The sequence below is a fragment of the Catenovulum sp. SX2 genome (assembly GCF_052056295.1).
Classification (GTDB): Bacteria; Pseudomonadota; Gammaproteobacteria; order Enterobacterales; family Alteromonadaceae; genus Catenovulum.
Genome location: NZ_CP182493.1, coordinates 884621 through 905410 on the forward strand (window position 1 = coordinate 884621; position 20790 = coordinate 905410).

Below are 20790 nucleotides of genomic sequence, written 5' to 3' on the forward strand. Positions count from 1 at the left end.
ATTTAGCCAGCCATTATACCGCAGAAATATGCGCTTTAACTTCACAAAGTACTTTTTCAGCCGCGGTAAAATCAAATTGATTGAGTGCTTGTTCTAAGTCAGTTAATAACTTTTGCTGTTGAGTATCGGCAAACATTGGCATTAACTGTTCCACTAAATCTATTGCCGAGGTGTCAAAATCCGCTATTGCGGTTTCTAGCTCTGCTAATAATTGCGCAACCTTGTCGGCATCAAAATTTTGCTGTTGCTGCACGGTGGTTAAGTCTTGCTCAGAGATAGCAGTCAGCACAATATTCAATGCTTGCAGCAATGTTTGTTTGCGCGTAGCAAATACTTGGTCTGAATCACCTATCGCCTCTTCTAAGCTTTTAGCCGCGACATGCGTTTGTTGTGCGCCAATATTGCCCGCAGTGCCTTTTAACGTATGAACTAAACGTTTAGTTAAATCAGCATCTGCACTGCTAATTGCTTGTTCCAACTCTTGGGCGAAATTCTTACTATTGTTGTAAAAGCTCTGCAGCAATTTCAAATATAATTTTTTATTACCTTGGGTGGTTGCTAAACCTCTATTACTATCAATACCTTCTAGTGTTGGCACTTTAATATTGTCGTCACTCTCAACAACTGACGAAGCTTGAATCTGAATTGGATTCGCCGGTTTTATCCATTTAGCCATAACAATAAACATGTCATCTACATTTATTGGTTTAGCAATATGATCGTTCATGCCAGCATCTAACACTTTTTCCCTATCACCGGCCATCGCATTTGCTGTCATTGCAATTATTGGAAAATCTTTAAACTCTGGTTTTAAACGAATTTGCCGAGTTGCGGTATATCCATCCATTACTGGCATTTGGCAATCCATCAATACACCGTCGTATACATGGTTACTCAGCATCTCAATTGCTTCTTTACCATTGGTTGCTAGCTCTACCCTTATATGGTTTAAGCTTAGCAACTCTACTGCAAGCTCTTGGTTCATTTCGTTGTCTTCTACCAACAAAATTTTCGCACCATGCAAACTGGCTGCAGCTTGTTTGGCGAGTTCATCCGTTGTATCCGTATTAACCGGCCGCGCGACCTCTTTACCCATAGCAAGTAAAATTCCATCTAACATGCTCGAAGGGGTAATAGGTTTAGTTAAGAAACCTTTAATATCAACGTCAGCCGCGGCATTAATTGCATCTTCTTTACCGTAGGCAGTTACCATAATAATAGAAGGAACATAACTAAGTTGAGCTTGAATTGCTTTAGCTGTGCTCACACCGTCCATTCCTGGCATTTTCCAATCCATAATCACTAAATGAAACGGATCAGCTTCATTTGTCTGCAGTAAAATGGCTAACGCACTTTCACCATCTTCAGCTTGTTCAGCCCTAAAACCAAAGCTTGTCAGCATTTTGCTAAAAATATCACGTGCAGTTGCATTATCATCAACCACTAAGATACGTAAAACGCCTAATCGAGCCGAGTCTACACTATAGTTGGTTAGCTCTTTTTTCTGTTTAGTCATAGCCACTTTAAAACAAAAACGGCTGCCAACATTTAGCTCACTTTCAACCCAAATTTCACCATTCATCATTTCCGTTAGCTTTTTACAAATGGTTAAACCTAAACCTGTTCCACCATATTTACGAGTCGTAGAACTATCCGCTTGCGAAAACGATTGAAAGAGTTTCTTTTGTTGCGAAGGGCTCATGCCAATCCCGGTGTCTTTAACACAACAATTTAATATAAACTGGTCTTGCTCTATTGCTTCAGCCCATAAACTGACAACCACTTCACCACCTGTTTCTGTGAATTTAACTGCGTTATTACCGAGGTTAACTAGAATTTGCCCTAACCTTAAAGGATCACCAATTAACGCGAGTGGCATTTCAGGTGCAACGCTATAGTGAAGCTCAATACCTTTTTCTTCCGCTTTTAAACCAACTAAATTGGTTAAGTCATCCAGTACATCTTCTAGCCTGAATGGGACTTTTTCGATATCAAGTTTGCCTGCCTCAATTTTTGAGAAATCTAAAATATCGTTAATAATGCCTAATAAAGATTCCGCACTACGATGCACTTTATCTATGTAGTTTCGTTGTTTTCTGTCTAAATCGGTTTGTAAAGCTAAGTGGCTCATGCCGATTATTGCATTCATTGGCGTGCGAATTTCATGTGACATATTGGCTAAAAAGTCGCTTTTCGCTCGGTTCGCTTCATTGGCAAACTCGCGCGCTTGTACCAGCTCAGTAATGTCTGTTGAAATGCCGCCAACGGCCATTAAATTTCCATCAGCATCGTGCACCGGAAATTTATAAGACATAAATACTTCGACCCTACCATCTTCATGAGTTAAGGTTTCTTCGGTTTGTAGTGTTTCTAACGACTCCGCAACTTCATGGTCATTTTTAGCAAACTCGGCTGCCATTTTTGCTGGAAATAATTGCTGATCTGTATGTCCCATCAATTCATCCAAGCTCAGATTTGTCACCCGGCGCCATTCTTTATTTACCAAGATATAGCGACCATCTAAATCTTTTAAATAGATCAGTGCTGGTGAATTATCTATCACGGTTTGCAGTAATTGTCGGCTTTCAGCAATGGCTTTTTCAGCTGCTTTTCGGTCGGTAATATCACGTAGTGAGCTGGCAACTAATAATCCTTCATCCGTTTCGATAGGGCTTAAACTGATTTCAACTGGGATCAAGCGGCCAGATTTAGTGAGCGCTTCTAAGTTGCGGTTTTGTCGCATGCCTCTAAATTCGGGTCTTTTCAAGTAACTGGCTCTGTGGCCGACATGTGCTTGGCGATAAACTTCGGGCAATAATGTTTCAACTGCTTTGCCCAGTAACTCAGAACGCTCATAACCAAACATATCTTCAGCCCGACGATTCACAATAGAAATTTCGCCTTTATCATTTGTGACTATCATGGGATCAGGTGCCGATTCAATTAAGTTATATAACTGTGTCTGGCTTTTGCTTAGCTCTGCGGTACGCTCTTCGACTTTATCTTCTAGTTCATCACGTGCTTTGAGCAGTGAGCGGTTGGCACGCTCACCAACCCAAGCGTTAATCGCCATTAAGCTGAAGGATAAAAATAAAGTAACCCCCAACACTGAATATAATGTATTGCGCGAAATACTAAATGCTTGCAGTGCCTCGTGTTCATCGATTTCAGTGATCACCCCTATTTTAAAATTGTCATTCCACACCCAAGCACCAAATACAGGTTTACGCCGATAGTCTAAATAACTGTCGGTTTTAACATTGCTATTACCGGCAATCACCTCTTGCGCTGCAAGCGTTAACTCAGTGTCGTTTTGCCTGACTTTTACATTAAGTAAACTCGATTGTGTTGGTTCTAACAAAGACATAGCAACCAATTCATCGGTAAATCGACTTTCAGTAATTAAATCACCGGCGCGATTTACCGCATAAGTTTCGCCGGTTTGACCAATTCGACCATTTTTGAAAATATTTGAAAACTCTTCGTTCGGGTCAATTTCAGCAACAACCGCAGCAATGGCTTTACCTGAATAATCCAATACAGGTGCGGCAAAATATAAATAAGCTGGTTGTTGAGGTGAACGTCGTGACGGTGGCAAAAACAACGGCCGCCCTTTAAACACCACTTCTTTTAATTGATTTTGAATATGTGCCAGTGAAGGTGTGCCTTTAAACACAGCAGAGCCATCGGTCAACACCATATAAATTTTCCAGTTTTTGGCGTTTAAATCTTCTAGTTCAAGTAACGACTCAAAGTCCATTACCGCACTTGCTTGCGCATTGGCTTGGCTGGTTCTGGTAGCTTCAGAAAATAATGTGTTAAGCGACGATTCATTGGCAATCAAAGATATAAGCCTGAGGCGGTCTTTTATCCAATAATCTAACGTAGCATGTGTCGACTGCAGCACAGTTGTTAATGTTTGACCTGTTCTTTGCCGCGCAATATTTTCTTCTCTTTGCAAAGAGTTCCATGTGAGTGCCAATACCACCACTAACACAGCCGCCAAAGATAACATTGCAAAAATACGCAGTCGGCCAGATTGGAAAAAAGACAAGACTTCGCCACTGGTTTTGCTTAAGTGCAAAGCCAAAACTAAAAAGACCACAGCCAAACCTAAGGTAATCACAACTAATTGAATTAATGGAAACTCGTGGTTTGAATGGGTTTGATGGATATCCGTTAACGCAGCGTTATCTTCTAACCGAATATTCACCCAGTTTCGACGAATTTGGTCTCGCTGAGCTGGTGTTATATCGGCCAGAACTAAATTGACGATTTCGACTAATTCAGGCCAGTCGTTGCGTACACCAACAGCAACTTCAAACACAAATTCAGTGTCGAAATTCACTTTTAAATTGGTTAACGCGAGCGCATTAACTCTTTCTATTGAGCTAAGTTTATTCGCTAACATACCATCTAGGCGCGCTTCAGAAACCGCCTTTAAGCCATCACTAATTGAGTCAACAATTACATAATTAATATCTGGGTACTGAGCTTGCGCCCATTCAGTATTGGCATAACCTTTAACAACCCCAATTGTCAGCTGTTCTACCGCAGCTAACCCGTTAATTTTTGGCACTTCACGTCGTGTAATAACAACAGTCGGAATTTTTAAATACGAGTCAGAAAACAGTAATTTTTCGCTACGTTGTGGCGTTTTAGCCAGCCCTGGAATAACGTCAATCTGCCGAGTATTGACCATATTCATCACATCATCCCAAGAATCTGCATCTACAACATCAAAGTTAATGTTGAGCTTCTGCTCTATGATTTTGCGATAATCACTAATAATGCCTTGATGTTGCCCGGCCAGATCAACAAATTCAAAAGGCCGCCAGTCTGGGTCTATACCAATTCGCATGTTCTTATGCTGCGACAACCAACTTTTTTGTTGCACAGTTAAATCAAGTTTGTCGTGAAATAAGTCGTGCTCGTTCTCAACACCCAGTTGTATCCATCTATCAACAATATCCAAACGTTCACTTCGACTAACAGAAGCCAATGCTTTATTGATAATGCTGTGCAACAGAGGTTTTTTATTGGTGACTAACATATGCAATGAGTTGCTTTCTATTTCACTTGGAAACGCTCTTAATCCAGACAAAGCATTTTCTCGCACATAAAACTCAATCACACTTTGAGAATCTATCGTTGCGTCGTATCGCCCTGCCAGTACCCCTTCGATTGCATCTACTATAGAATCAGTTTCAACAATCGCTATCTGTGGGTGTTGTTTTTTCAAAATATCAATCATCACATAACCGGCTGGAAGTGCGACTGTGCGATTGTTTAAATCAGTAATATCATTTAGCGTTGAATCGTCTCGCACATAAACAAATTCTTTTAAGTGCATATAACTCGCTGTATGCACACCATGCTTTTTGCGTTGCTGTGAATAGTAAGTAGCCCCAATAATATCGATTTGCTGCTCTTCAATAGCTGTATGCATTTCTGCATATGTCATAGGTTTTGAGTACTCAAACACTAAACCGGTTTTTTCAGAAATTAGCTCAAAATAATCCGCGGTAATGCCAATTTGCTCACCTTTGGCATTGGTAAAATTAAACGGCGGCCAGTCAATTTCTTTACCAACTATCACTTTGGGGTGTTGAGTTATCCAGTTTAGTTCTTCCGCTGAGAGTGTTATCCGTGCCCTTGGGGCAAAATTAGCGACTGTCGTTTCATATTGGCTGGTCAGTTGGCTAAGTATATCTGTATATGTTTGTTTATCGTTTTTGTAATTGGCTTGGTTTAATAAATTACGTGCAGCAGCAAAATTCCGCTGCTGCATTTGTGTTATAGCCAAACGCTCGTGTTTGTATAAAGCTTGGTTAACGTCAAGCAAAGATTGAAATAACGAGGGCTGTGATTCGGGATACAATTGCTTTAAATCAGCTAAAGATTGCTCTAACTTATTTTCTGCTAACCAATATTTATCCAACCATTTTTCTTCGCCGGAATAAGCGTAAGTGACAAGTGAACTGGTTAGAATTTCATCTTGCAATTTTAGCTCAGCGGTTAACTCGACAAATTGAATATAGCTTTGCGCAGGATAACTTTGTTCGGCTTTGACCCCAGCAACAGCACAAATAAAAATGAACAAGGCAACGAATAAAATCGCGACAGCTTTATGTAATTTAGTTATGACAAGATTCATAATGGCTCCGCTACATTCAATGAACCGATTTTAAAACCATGGCGCAGCAAAATTTGTTGATATGCCTCAGTTTTAATTACAGCCTGTACCTGCAGCTCAAGTTCTTGTATTAATTTTTGTGCATTTGGGTATTTTTTCGAAACCGCCATAGTAACCGGCAGCTTATAAATGCTCGGTTTTAAAACTTTAAAAGCATTGTTTAAGGCTAATTTATCTGACAGCTGTCGAAAAAAGTGTTGGTTGTTGATGGCAATATCGTATCGGCCAGCAAATAATCCACGGAGCTGCTCTTGAGAATCGCTTACAAACAGCTTTTTAAGGTATTTTGCGCTATCAAATTGCTCGCCGTATGTCCAACCATATATAACGCCTATCTTGTAGGGCACAAGTTGCAGCAGCCTTCCTGTGTAGGGCACTGAGCTATCAGCGCGAACAATGAGATCTTGCGTTTCATAAATATGTGGGGTTTGGGTAAATAAAGCTATTTTTTTTCGTTCGTCGGTCGCGGTTAAATTCATAACAATGTCTTGCTGACCGGTTTCAATTTCAGCCAGCAGTAAGCGCATATTCGCATAACGGGTTAGCTCAATTTGATAATCCATCTTTTGTGCAATTAAACTGAATATTTCGTATGAAACACCTTTGAATTCACCATCATCGCCCATGTAATAAAAAGGCGCGAAGTCTTGTGGCGCACCAACACGCAAAGTTTTAACCTCACTCGTAAAGGCAAAACTCACCCAAAAAATAAATCCAAGCTTTACACCCAAACTAGCCCAGTAACGCATGTTCCTCACCTTGTTTTATGAGCTATAGCTAACTCTTATTATTATCTAACCGGTAGCGCGGTTTAACCTTCCTCTTGGTCTTTATAGCGCTGTTGAATTTCACGCACGCGTGGCAAACATTCAATAAATAATGGCACTAACTGCGGGTCAAAATGCTGCCCAGCTTCTTCTTGTAATAAACCAATTGCACGCTCTTCTGACCAAGCTTGTTTATACGGCCGTTCACTGGTGAGTGCATCAAATACATCGGCGATTGCAACTATCCGGCCTGACAATGGAATTTCTTCGCCTTTGAGTCCAACGGGATAACCTTTACCATTCCATTTTTCGTGATGGGTTATGGCAACTTCACGCGCCAACTGCAATATGGGTGAAGGATGGTCACCTATAATATCAGCGCCATATTGCGCATGTTTTTGCATAATTTCCCACTCTTCAGCATCAAGCTTGCCGGGTTTAAGTAAAACTCTGTCGGGAATACCAATTTTGCCAATATCATGCATAGGTGCTGCGTTATATAAAAGTTCACACCACTCTTCTGGTTGCCCCATAGCTTCGGCAAGAAAACGCGCAAACCAACTCATACGAATAACATGTGTACCCGTTTCGTTATCTTTAAACTCAGCGGCGCGGCCTAACCTACGAATAATTTCAATACGGGTTTCATTTAGCTCGCTAGTGCGCTCTTTCACTAAAGCTTCTAAGTGACGCGATTGGTTATACAAAGACAATTGAGAATGCACACGCGCTAATACTATGGCGGGGCTAACAGGTTTAGTAATATAGTCGACTGCGCCTAATTCAAAACCATGTTGCTCATCTTGAGTTTCGGCTTTTGCGGTAACAAAAATAATGGGGATATGTGCAGTTGCAGGATTTGACTTTAATATTTGACACACTTGATAACCGTCCATTTCTGGCATCATTACATCCAGTAATATCAAGTCGGGTATGTCTTTACCTTGAGCTATTTGGATAGCTAGTTTGCCACTAAGTGCGGCTTTAATTTTGTACTGCTGCTTGAGTATGCCTGAAAGTATTGCAATGTTATCAGGTGTATCATCCACTACTAATATGGTTGCTTTGGTTTGTTCTGTCATAATTCGTCTCCATACAAAAACCACTAACTAAAGCAATTAGTTAAGCCATTTGGGCTTGCCACAGCTAAGTGGCGCTTTGACTATAATGCGGTATATCCGTCAGTTTTGAAAGCACAATTTTGCGCCTTTCCAAGCAAAGATTAGCAGCTTTTATCAATTATAGTAATTTTCTAACTCTTGGTTATGCAGACGATAGTGACGAAGTGTAAATAATAACTAACAGCGTAAGCCACTCAAGGTGGCTTAGATTAGAAAAGGATATGTATCCGTTTATTTTTTAAGCATTTGATCAAACGCAATTGCAACACCATTAGTCCAACCAAATCCATCTTGGTTAGGATACTCGCCACCACCGGCAGCTAGGTTGATATCCACCACATTATATTTTTCCATCATCTTGCCGTCTTGCTGATAAACCTTTTCATTTAACGCTAGCCAACGCTGCATAACGGTTGTGGCAAGCTCGTTTTGTTGATAACGCAATAAGCCTTTAACCGATAAATATTGCAGTGGCGCCCAACCATTCGGGTAATCCCACTGTTCGCCAGTTAGGGTTAAGGTTGTAACTAAACCACCTGCATGTAAAAAGTGCTGGTTAATATACTTAGCGATGCTCGCAGCAGTTTGTTTAGATGAAGCACCAACAAATAACGGATACATCATGGCAAGTGATTCACGCCCAGTGAATTGTTTTAACTTGTAGTTGTAGTCTTGGTAAATACCCTTTTGACTATCAAAATGATACTTGTCGATAAGTTGTTTACGTTTGTTGAGTCTTTGCGTGTAAAACTGCGCTTTGTTTTGTTGATTCGTATGTTGGGTTAACTGAACCAATACACTTTCTAGCTGATACAACAAGCTGTTTAAATCAACTGGGATCACATCCATGGTATGGGTTGTTTTTTTGCTTTTGCCATCAGCAAACCAGCGACTGCTAAAATCCCAACCTGATTCGCACGCTGCACGTAAATCTCTGTGATATTGTGGTCTTTCAGTTTCAGTGCGTTGCAACGCCCATTTGTATTCTTTGCCGTAAGCTTCGGCTCTTGGTGTTTCTAGTGCACCATAATAGCGGTTAAAATAATCGCCGTTTTCTAGCACAATTAAATGTTTACCTTCAACCGCTTGTTTGGGAATTTCGCTATAACCGTCCATCCAAAACAAATACTCTTTTTCAAGCTGAGGTATGTATTGCACCACAGTATCCAAGCCAAATTTATCCGCATAACTTAATACAGTGGCAGCAAAAAACGGTGGTTGTGAACGGCTTAGAAAGTAACTGCGATTGCCGTTTGGCACATAACCAAATTGGTCAATTAAATAAGCAAAGTTGTCTAATATGCCTTTGGTTAAACCTTGTTGATTAGACTCGATTAAACCTACTATGCTGAAATAACTATCCCAATAAAACATTTCACGAAAGCGCCCACCAGGCACGACATAAGGGTTAGGCAATTGGATTAGGCTTGAATTTATTTCAGTTTTTTGTGGATGGCGTACAAGCTTAGGCCAATGTTGGCGCAAATGCTGTTGCATATTCGGTAGTTTTTCAACCTCTTGAATAGTTGGCGCATTTGGCAGCTTAAAGTTTTTTAAAACGAATTGTTGAAGATTAAAACTATCAGCTGATTTTTCAGCTTGGTAATCGGCCAGTATTTTTTCTGCGGGATAAAGAGGAATGGCATCAACAAAGGTTTTGTAATCGCCCATTACTTTTTCGATTTGTACTTGTTTAAATAAATCGCCAAATACAAGCTCGGCTTGATACAAATCGTCGATTTTTTCTAATGCTGCAGCATAACCATTTATGCCCATAAGCCCTGCCAACAATACTGTGCCTTTAGCTAGATTTCTAATCCTGTTTCGCGCCATCACAATCCATCTCCAAGTTATTTTATTAATGTTATTTTTTGGTAAAAAATCATTAAATATGAAACACAGTGAGGTCGCAATAATGCGCGTGAGCGCTGTTAACTGAATACGTATGTAGACGGAATTTAAGGTTGGAAAAACAAACTTTAGTACGAGGATAAAAAATAACTAAAGCAACATAATGTTGCTTTAGTTATAGCAAGCTTAAGCTTTATGCACGACCCATAAAACGAACTTCTTCAGTGTTCACTTTTACTCGGTCGCCACTAGCAATGTGCTCAGGTACTTGAATAACCAAACCTGTAGTTAAAGTAGCAGGTTTAGTGCGCGCACTCGCAGAAGCACCTTTAATTGATGGTGCAGTTTCGGTAATAACTAACTCAACACTTGAAGGTAACTCAACCATTACTGGGTTGCCTTCAACCAATACCACAACTAAACCTTGAGTATCGTCAGCAATAAATCTAGCTTCTTCTTCAATGGTCTCTTTGTTTAAGTGGTAAGGCGTATAGTCTTCGCTGTCCATAAATACATAGTCGTCACCGTCCATATAAGAAAAAGTAACAGGACGACGCGCTAAATCAGCCACATTAAGCATTTCTTCTGCTTTAAATGTATGGTCGATTTTGCCACCTGTTACCACGTTATACATGCGCATACGGTATAAACTACCGCCCGCACGGCCTTGTGGCACAGAGCGCTCAATGTCGCGAACAATTACAACACCACCATCAAACTCGATGGCCATATTTTTTTTAATTTCACTTGCCTTTGGCATGATTAAGCCCTTAAACGCTTATAGAAAATTTTCGCGAATGTAGCAGAAAGCGCGAACGCCGCCAAGTGGAGTTTATCAATACACACTCACCTTATTGCGCCCTTCTTGTTTCGACTGATATAAAGCTTTGTCAGCATGGTCAATAAACTCTTCTATTGATAAATGCGCTTTATACTCAGCCACCCCAAAACTCGCGGTAAACTTGGGTAAATCTGCAGAATGAAAAGCTTCAAAGGTTTGACGAATTTTTTCAGCAAATTGGCGGGTTTCATCTATATTTTGTTGCCTAACTAACAACATAAATTCTTCGCCGCCTAAACGAAACAACGAGTCAGTTTTACGGCTGATTTGTTTAACTAAATTAACCGAAGCGACTAACACGTCGTCGCCAACCGAATGGCCATAATTATCATTAATCGATTTAAAATAATCTAAGTCGATAGCAATTAAACTTAACGAACCACCACGTTTTGCCAGCTCAGTTTCGTTTTGCAGTGTTTCTAACCATTTATGCCTGTTATAGGCACCAGTTAGTTTATCGGTAACCGCTAATTGGATGAGCTTTTCTTCAACTTGATATTGGCTATTCAACTCATCCACAAAACGGTCAACTACCTGATACATTGAACTTGCTAAGTCAGATAACTCATCTTTACCTGAAACAGCTGAGGCAATTTTATCGAGTTTATGTTTATGACCTAGTGACGACTGCACATCAGACAACTGCCCCTGAATATCACTGACCCTACGGCGAAAACTGCCAATAATGTACCAAGTGATATGAATACCAATAATCAAAGCACTGATACCCAAACCAATATTTACTAACATGAATTCCTGTTCGTGTTGTTCAGTATTGCGGGCAATTTCTTCTGTTAGCTGCTCAATTTTAATTAGTAAAGTTTCAACATCTTGGTCGAGCTTTTCATAATCAGCTTCTACTTTTAACCAATTGTCGATATTCAACTGCTGGTGCGTTTCAATGTGCTCGATATAATCAAGCAAAGCACCTGAAAACTCGTTTCTGTGGTCACTTAAATCTAAAATTAACTGATACGCTTGTTGGTGATCCGCCAATTTATCAATTACTTGCCCTTGTTTAATTGCTTGATCTATTAATGCTGCAGCTTTGCCCAGCTCTTTATTAATTTGCGTGCTGTTATGCTGAAATTTTTGTTTTAAACCACTTTGGCGTTGCACTAAAGCCTGACTGGCAGATGCTGAGTTATCTGCACCTAACTGATGTGCCAAACGAATTTGCTCTAAAATGATATGTTGTTGCAACTGCAACACTTCAATTTCAGAAATAACCTCAGTTAACGGTATATCAATTTCTGCTACCTCTCGTAACTCAGCACCAATTTCGACTAGCTTCACAATTGAATAAACGATAACGACAAAAATAAAACCAAGTAAAACCGCCGACAAACTACTAATTTTGCGCGTTAAAGACTGAGTTAACCAAGAAAAATGACTTTTTTGCATTGCAGAATAAATACCTAAAAAGCAGCCGACAGAGCTGAATAACAGATTATTGCGTTAATGATATATGAAAAATCGAATGCTTTACTACTTTAAACGCCAACTAGCTTTTAGGAAGATTGCTGTGTTTTTTTCCACTCAGTAAACATACTTTGGGTAATGCCCAAACCAACAATAGCACCTAAGTGTAAATGCTCTAAATCGTGCAAAGTCATTTGCACAAATTTATCACTTTCAACAATGTTATTGTCCGCACAGAAATCTTGCAAAAACGCCAGCATAGCTTGCTGTGAAAGTTGCTCTCGCACTATATGCCCCATAGCTGTTTTGCGTAATTTTCGTGTTTGAATTCTAAATGGGTCTATTTCACCCAACGACTCTTTAATAACTTCGTATTGCTGACATGAGCGCAAATAAGCCCATTCGAACAGCTCCAGCGCAGGCTGCAGGTTATTCGTCTCGTAAAAATATAATAAGGTTTTGAAATAATCTTGCTGTGGTACATCAACAAAACTGAGTGGACACAAATTGTGTTGAATAAATGGGATATTACAGGCAAGCCGCGCGGTGCGTTTGTTTACATCTTCAAATGCTTGTAAATAAGACAAATGCATTAACACAAAAAAACTTTGTTCAAACGGATCGTTAATCGCGCTCGCTTTATGCAGTAGTAACGCAAAATACTCTGCTAGCTTGTGCGGATTGTTTAATGGTAAATAAGCCGACTTGCCCACTTTAACCTCTAGCTGACGAATGTTGCCAACCGCATTTTGGTTAAACAATAAGTCTTGTGACAACAGCGCGTGAATATTGCGTATGGTGAAAGGGTCTAGCGTTATTTCTTCGGCATTTTCAATTAAAAACTCAATCGCCTCTTTATGATTAACAATCATTACCGACTCTTCATACACTTTGCCTGAAGCAGAAAGCCCTTGTTCAATCAACTTTTGTGTGTCGAGCTTTGAATAGGTATTGCCTTCTAAGCGGCTAGAATTGTATGAAAGGTCAATCAACAACCTTTGGCTGATTTTTTTGGCATAAGTACCAGCCGCCGTCGGCGCATTTACCCGAACACCCAATGCACGCAATCGCTCGCGCACTTGCTCTGGTACATATTGGCTTTTGTTGGGAATATATTGCTCAAGTAACTTAAATTGATAAGTCGATTTTTTTCGCGCATACGAAGGCGTATTTAAATAAGACAATAAGGACAAAGCTTGACTGCTAAATATCGGATGCTTTTCGTCACTTTTTGAATAATGCGCGCCCTCTTCCGCCAAAAGACTTGCATTAGAAATATCGCGAGTTGGCAAGTTTGGCTGTGTTTTCAAATAATATTTAGTATTGCGCAGCTCACCTTGCGCCATTACATCCCCTTGCTCCACCAGCAGCTTTAATCGTCGCTGCAAAGTTTTTTTGTGCATAGCATCACCCAGCACTTCCGCAATTTCACCAATGCTTACAGGAGCTGAAAAACTCTTGAGTGTAGTAATAATAAGTTCGATATCATTCTTGGGCATAGCTAATTATCAACAAAAGGACAAAATAAGGACAATTTGTACTAATGGTAGAATAATAAAGACAAAAGGCAAGTTATAAGGACAAAATCATTTTTAAGAGGAAAGGTGAAACTGGCAAAATGCCCTCGTAAATTGAATAAACTTTAACCTAGTACTAAATGTAAGTTGTGTTAAAGTCTGCTCAAAATTAAATACTGAGGGTGTCTAAATGCCAAACGTACTTGTGAAGAAAAAAGCTAAACCAAGCCGCAATCAAAAAGATGCGTTAAGTGATTGAGAAAAGCTTAGCAACTATGCCCATTACGGCTCAGTAGCCGCACAAAAACTGGCTAAACAACAAGGTGTTGCAATAACTGTAATTGAGAACGGTAGTGTGGTAAAAATCGCGCCAGATGGCAGTAAAACAAAGGTTGAACGCAAGTCTACTTCAACACCCACAACCTTCCATCCTCTTCAACTTGGCTAGACGACTCTGACGCCTATGAAGTAACACTAATTAAGCTGCTATGTTAGCCATCTAACATTGGTTATTGCCATATAGATAAAACCGTTTTTGGTCTGTGTTCTATAAAGGCCTATCGCGTTGAGCACTTTTGCCAGAATAGATGTCATTTCCCACCCATCAATTTCTGACGCCTTCCATCTTCCAGCTACCAGTTGTTTTAGTCCTAATTGCTCCCCTAGCTCTTTAATTGCTCTTGAAGAGCTTTTTACTTTTTCTTCTAGGCTACTATTCGCCCACGCCCACATCCATGTTTCTGACTTAGTTGAATATGACCCTGAAAAGTGGATTTCCGCTTCTAGTTCAGGAATACCATTGTTTGAAAAAATGAGCTTGCCCTCTTCTTGATGCCAATCCCAACGCTCATAGTTACCAACATTGTATTTATTAATAAAATCTTTGTGCAAAGGTTCGATAAACGCAAAGCAATTGGTGACCAGATCATGGTAAACATCGTCATCCTGAATCCAATTTCTCTCTCTAATATCTTCATAACAATGCTCGCACATAACCTTAATGTCGGCAAAAGCTTCAGACTTTTCGTTCCATTCTCCTTCAGCATCCAGCACTTCCTCACATTTATCGCACCAAGCGTCCGGGCAAAGTTCGTCTGGATTATCTTTGTCATAACCTAAGTTAAAACCTAATCCGTCTCCACTAGCTAAGTGTTGGCAAATGAAAGTTGCGTTAGAATTACCGTGAGTATCGCAAGCTATTTTATTATCATGGTTAGACATTTTATTTTCCCCATCCTTTGGTTAATTCGGGTACTTTGCTCAGTGAGATAGTGATCTGAACCATTAAAGGTGGACACTTCATTAAGCTACGTTTAATAGTTCATAATTTTCTGGGCTGAGATAGCCAAGAGCACTATGCCTTCTCTTCTTGTTGTAATCAACTTCAATATATTCACAAACGTGTTGACGCATGGCTTCACGGTTCATTATTGGGTCATATTGAATCGCTTCGACCTTCAGTGAGTGAAAGAAGCTTTCCACACAAGCGTTATCCCAACAGTTCCCTTTGCGACTCATACTTTGAATTAAACCGTGTTGGTTAATCATGTCTCGGTAGGCGTGAGAGCAATACTGACTCCCTCTATCACTATGGACGATCACATTATTTGGCTTCCCTCTACGCCATAATGCCATTTGTAATGCGTCACAGACTAAGTCTGATGTCATTCGGTTACTCATCGACCAACCTATGACAGCACGAGAATACAAATCAATAATTACAGCCAAATAAAGCCAACCCTCACTGGTCATAAGATAGGTAATGTCACCAGCCCACTTCTGATTTGACTCGTCCGCGGTAAAATCCTGCTCAAGCAAGTTTGGTGCAACAGGTAGTGTATGCTTGCTATCCGTTGTCACTTTAAATTTTCGTGCAGCTTTAGCCACTAAGTTTTGCATGTCCATGCTGTTAATTATAGTTTTAACATCATGCTTATAGCCTTGCTCTTCTAGTTCTACCTGAATTCGTCTTGCCCCATCTCTCTCTTTGCTGTTTTCGAAAGCAACTTTGATTTTTTCATCTCTAATTTGCTGAGCTTTGTGGCGCTCACTTGGCTGTTGGCTTGCTTTTAACCATCCATAATACCCACTTGGCGAAACGCACAGAACACTCGCCAATCGAACAATATGAAACGATTGACGGTGCTCGTGCATAAATTCAAAACGTGCTATTTTTGATTTTTCGCGAAGTAGGTTGCCGCCTTTTTTAGGATTTCTAGCTCCTCGGCTTGTTCTACCAGTTGGCGTTTTAACCTAGCATTTTCTGCTGATAAGGTGATTTCTCGGTCTGAAGTAGAAGCTTTCTTCTGAGCTCCACTGCGCCAATAGTATAATTGGGATTCATATACGCCCAACTCTCTGGCAGCTTGTGCTACACCTACTTTACTTGCTAATTTTAAAGCTTCTTCTTTAAATTCGATTGAATAGGCTTTTCTTTCTTTTTTAACTTTTGTCATTTTTCACCTCTGTGAGTTATTCTACTCACTTAATGAGGTGTCCAAAACTATTGGATCAGATCATCTTTCACCATCAGATAAAAGGTGTACTTCGCGGTTTTGTATATCGCAGAAAATCCAATGCCGACGCCCGATCTTATTAACATCCCTGACCGTCAAATAGGAACGATATTCCCCATTAGAAATATCAACAATCCATTGCTTGTATTTCTTTACCGTTTTTGGCGGTTTTAAATAAATCAACGTTCTCATGTGTACTCCTTCTCACATTGATCCCAATACATATTAGAGGTCGAAAAAGGATCTAAGATCAAGTCACCTACTTACATAACCACATGAAAAACAACATTTTTGTTGTAATTTTCAATTCAAAACAGAGCCTATAATTGAAATATATCAACGGTGCTTTTTAGCGCGATTTGCTAACTTTTTGATTTACTTGGGAGGAAACAATGATTTTGTTGTGAAAGCTTTTTCAGGATCAAAAAAGTGAAAAAATTTAAGACATTTTTTTAAAATTTTTAGATTTATAACTTGCTGAATAGATATATTGGATGTAATTTAGGCATCGTTGGTTCAATTTTAACCAACTACAATTTGGTACAACACCTAATAAGTGTTTTTTAATCACCCTCGATAACCCGAAATGAATGAGGTGTAATATGACAACTAGTGTGTCTGCGCGTTCCTATAATGCGATTATTGAAGATACTCTCACCCAAGCGATCCGTTTAGGATTACAATCCCCAAAATCTCGTAAAACAGGTAGACGCGGTATCGCAGGTTTCTGCATGCTACAAGGCCCTACCGGAGGCGGCAAAAGCAGTGCCCTATGCCGACATGGTAATGACGATGGGCTACCACCCGCACTCGAACAAATAAGTTCAACAAAGCACCAGTCCATTTTTGTTACCCATAGATGGAATATTCTTCATGACGTTTACGCTAATGTCATAAAGAGCAAGGATTCTACCGGATCCGCCCTTACGGCAAGTGTTATCTACGCTCAGGATGAAAATATTATCTCAGCCCTACTAAGAAAGCCTCTTCCTCATGAAGTAGATGTCAAATCACAAGATTTACCAGATCCTGGTAATACTTTAATAACCTTGAATGACAAGGGGTTGTTACCCCACGACAAATGGGGATATTCAGCCATACAGAAAACCGCTCGTAAAATAATGCGTGAAGCAAGTATATTGGAGAAAAATAGCTTTCAGTCTTCAGCTCCGTTAGGTAAATATTCGCGCCTGATGAAAAAAGATTTACAACGCTCTTGTGGCCAACTTGAATTTATGCTGTTGAAAAACATGAAACTTCTTGAAAATGAAGCTAAGAAGGCAAAAGAAAAATATGGTGATGACGCTAAATTAACAGAGGTAGTGAAAAGTAAACTCCATGCCTTTAGAAGTAACGACTGGATTCGCCGAATATTCCCAGGCATTGCATGGCATGATGATAAGCAACACCTGTTAATCATGACAACGCAGAAACTATTTTCTTCCTTTTACGATGGCGCACAAAAAGTACGTATATCGAGTAGCGACCTAAAAGACCACGTTATATTTGTTGATGAATTTGATTATCAATCTGATGTGCTTCAGCAATTACTTGCCCAGTCTCAACTGGTACATGAGCCGCCTGAGTGCTTAGGACAGCTACTTGATGGCGGTCGAAGATTACTAAAAAGGATGCTATTTGACGAAGATGGCAGAGTTCCCGAGATCAGAGAAAGGCTTACCAAATTATTAGATGATCTCGAAGATGAATTGAAAGAAAACAACATTAATTTGAAAGAAGACAGGGCTCTAGTTATACCAGCAGAGGACCATCTAGAAGGAAAATCATTTAAGTCTCAATATTTATTTCGAGCTGACCACCTGGTAACTAGCAGCCAACTTTCGATGACTCAAGCCTCACATGGATTCGCAGTAAAAGAAAGGCATTACGGCGACAAACTGACAGCTGACGAAATCGATATCGATAAATTCCTTCGACTAATGGAAAAATATATACGCCAGTTTAGTTTAATGCTGTCAGACTTTTCTTCTTCAGATGGTGAGGAACAAGATTTATTAAGAGAATTGAGTAGTTTACTGTTTGACGCAGCAAATGACTATCGCCCTTCTCACTACAGCAGCGCTTTACCAAGCATGTCATTGTTCTCTTTACCACAAACTAGTTTGCCAGAGCTTAACAGTCTTCGAAAGAGCAATATCCTACCCAATACTCATGCAAACATATTTGGACTTACTAATTGGCAACTGAAGCAAAATGATCAAAAAAATGATCTAGACCGCTTGCGTATTCAGATCCGAAGAGCTTTCTTACCGACAACTCCCGAAGGATTATTACTTTCATTAGCCAGCCGAAATTTAGTATTTGGCTTATCTGCAACATCGTATATTGAAAGAGCCCTTGGTCATTTCGATATTCGTTGGCTCAACTCTGCATTGCGTTACATTGCAGAATGCCGAACGCCTGATATCCAGAAAAGCTACTTAGGATATGAGTTCAAAGATAAACCAAAAGACTGGAGTAAAAGACCTATACCTTACTGCCAATCAGACGCTGATATACAACGTCAAAATAATATGATCGCCTACCTGAGTGATAAAAAGGCAACACTACGACAAACCGACCTAGAAGTAACTGTTTCAGGTTTTGACGACCAGTTATCCCAACAGGAGAAAATCGACGTTCTTTCTAATTTAGTTCCCGAATTTTTTCAGGACTCCGATACCAGTATTTCCACCAGTGCAAAAGAACATAGAGAAAGCACACTATTAAAACTTATCAATGTAATTGCAGTAGCTGGCACGAAAGAAAAGCATAAGGGCCAGCTCGCTTATGTAAATTCAACGAAATATTTTCGCAAATGGTTAATAGAAGATGAAGCAAAAGCTAGCCGCAACAGCATTCAGTGGCTATGTACAAACGAAAAAGTTGCCAAAGAATTCAACCAAAACAAGCTATTGGCTCTATTCAAAGATGTTTTCATTCCAATTAGCGTAAACGAACAAGACATCACTATCTGCCTACTAAACGCTGAATGCCAAAAACGTCCTGGATTTAAAGAAGCTTACCAAGCTGCATTTGATGCAGAATATCCTGTTCTAATTATTACCCAAACGGCTTCAGCAACCAACGGCATCAACTTAGACTTTAAACTGAGCAATGATAAAAGTATGGACCTTACATGCGTATACATACTTGAGTCTCGTCACTACTATTTTTCACCGCAGGATAACAGCGATGAAAATTTAGACAAAATGGCTCATGCGGGTTATCAAATGCGAAATTTAGATAAACTTCGCAGGTACGGTGAAATTTCTAGAAAGGAGCATAGGAAATATATTTCAGCAGTAATGGATGGAACTGGTTACCAAATATCTCAGCTAAATAATTCTGTTTATAAAAAAGGCTCAGACTACATAAAAAATACGGCGGCAGACATACAGCAACAAGTTGGTCGTTTGGAACGAGTTTGGGATCATATTGGTAACGTTGAAATATACGTTTCGCATCAGCTGGCTCAAGACCTAATTAAATTTACAGCCTTACCTGCCTATACCAACCATAGACAGATACTGAGTGACTTAAACCAAAAACTTCTCGATAGGCTAACTTCCATTGATGATGAATCTTCTAACGATTTTTTCAGTTCAATGTTTACGCCGAGTCAGACTGGTGAAAACGCTGTCAGTATTATTGATAACAAGCTAATTCCAGCAATCAGAAAGTCACGCGAGTATCCAGAAATTACGGATGACATAGCCAAACTTTGGACACAGTTGGGGCGTGCCGTGCTGCAACTAGATTATGCTTGGAACCCCAAAAGCTTTGTTTATGGCATTCATACACCATTAAAAGATTGGGCTTGTATTGAAAAGCCAACTCACAGCAGTTCATTCACAGAGATCTGGTACGATCCTGAAACATGGCAGTTTTTCAGTGAATCAGGTAAGGGCCGCATCCCCTATCGTCCAGATAGACTATACAGCTACATTCAGTCACACAGTGCCATCATAGATTGGTTCAACAAAAAGGGCTACAGGACATCAATGTATCCTATCGCTTGTGAATTAGAGGAGACATATGTCCTCCACCCTCGCATCACTCAGAGAATTTTACAAGGAAGGTTGGGTGAAGAGGCAATACGAGCTTTATTGCATTCGCAAAGCGTGTCCACTCACACAACCTTAAATAGCCAAAGTGTACTTGAGCTTTATGATTTTACGGTCTCAAAAACTGATTTTAGAGTAGATGCAAAATTTTGGGGAAGTGACAGCCTCGATAAAACTGATGAGCAATACCAAGAATGGCTAATAAATGGTGCTCAACCTGACAAAGCCCCACTTGGATTAATTAGTAAACTACAAGCAATTCGAAATGCGGAAGGCTTTGAAACCAAACTAGCCATACTCAACTTTGTCTGTACTGAGCATGATACTTCACTTGTAGGATTTAACGAACAATTAAAGCAAGTGCCTGTTACTGCGGCGGACATTATCGTACTTAATGGCTGCATAGGTCATGATGCTAAAGATACTGTAACCACTGGCTTCAACCACTTTGTGGATTTGGTTTCTGAACAACAAAACAAGAAAGAGGACTAA

The 20790-nt window shown here is 39.9% G+C and carries 10 protein-coding genes; 1 reads left to right on the top strand and 9 read right to left on the bottom strand.

All coding sequences use genetic code 11. The features are described from left to right. Window positions 1–13 precede the first annotated feature (13 nt). The 9 genes from ACMZOO_RS03750 to ACMZOO_RS03790 all read right to left on the bottom strand — a co-directional run bounded on the left by ACMZOO_RS03750 (window position 14) and on the right by ACMZOO_RS03790 (window position 16171). Window positions 14–6157 carry a response regulator gene (locus tag ACMZOO_RS03750; protein ID WP_440905454.1) on the bottom strand — a complete coding sequence of 2048 codons (6144 nt, stop codon included), beginning with the start codon at window positions 6155–6157 and terminating at the stop codon, window positions 14–16. Continuing rightward, entirely contained in the window at window positions 6154–6945 is a 792-nt protein-coding gene (locus tag ACMZOO_RS03755) for a substrate-binding periplasmic protein (RefSeq protein ID WP_440905455.1), read from the bottom strand. Before ACMZOO_RS03755 ends, ACMZOO_RS03750 begins: the two co-directional genes overlap by 4 nt. Before the next feature lie 62 nt (window positions 6946–7007). Next, window positions 7008–8045, bottom strand: coding sequence for an HD-GYP domain-containing protein (locus ACMZOO_RS03760; RefSeq protein ID WP_440905456.1), 1038 nt, complete (start codon window positions 8043–8045; stop codon window positions 7008–7010). Window positions 8046–8315: 270 nt separating this feature from the next. Continuing rightward, on the bottom strand, window positions 8316–9917 hold the full coding sequence (locus tag ACMZOO_RS03765; RefSeq protein ID WP_440905457.1) for a trehalase family glycosidase: 1602 nt from the start codon (window positions 9915–9917) through the stop codon (window positions 8316–8318). Window positions 9918–10128: 211 nt separating this feature from the next. Next, window positions 10129–10695, bottom strand: a complete 567-nt coding sequence (efpL, locus tag ACMZOO_RS03770; protein ID WP_016955351.1) for an elongation factor P-like protein EfpL — start codon at window positions 10693–10695, stop codon at window positions 10129–10131. Between the two features lie 75 nt (window positions 10696–10770). Next, on the bottom strand, window positions 10771–12180 hold the full coding sequence (locus ACMZOO_RS03775; protein ID WP_440905458.1) for a diguanylate cyclase: 1410 nt from the start codon (window positions 12178–12180) through the stop codon (window positions 10771–10773). Between the two features lie 107 nt (window positions 12181–12287). Next, window positions 12288–13697: a Fic family protein gene (locus tag ACMZOO_RS03780; protein ID WP_440905459.1), complete on the bottom strand. Its 1410-nt coding sequence runs from the start codon at window positions 13695–13697 to the stop codon at window positions 12288–12290. A 504-nt stretch (window positions 13698–14201) separates the two neighbouring features. Further along, on the bottom strand, window positions 14202–14936 hold the full coding sequence (locus tag ACMZOO_RS03785; protein ID WP_440905460.1) for a DUF6882 domain-containing protein: 735 nt from the start codon (window positions 14934–14936) through the stop codon (window positions 14202–14204). A gap of 81 nt (window positions 14937–15017) precedes the next feature. Continuing rightward, window positions 15018–16171 (bottom strand): IS3 family transposase gene (locus ACMZOO_RS03790; protein ID WP_440905461.1). Its coding sequence is split into 2 segments (ribosomal slippage): window positions 15018–15922 and window positions 15922–16171, totalling 1155 coding nucleotides; the frame shifts between segments, so codons are not numbered across the junction. A gap of 662 nt (window positions 16172–16833) precedes the next feature. Here ACMZOO_RS03790 and ACMZOO_RS03795 point away from each other — a divergent pair. Beyond that, the gene (locus ACMZOO_RS03795; protein WP_440905462.1) at window positions 16834–20790 is read left to right on the top strand and encodes a hypothetical protein; all 3957 of its coding nucleotides are present in this window, start codon (window positions 16834–16836) and stop codon (window positions 20788–20790) included.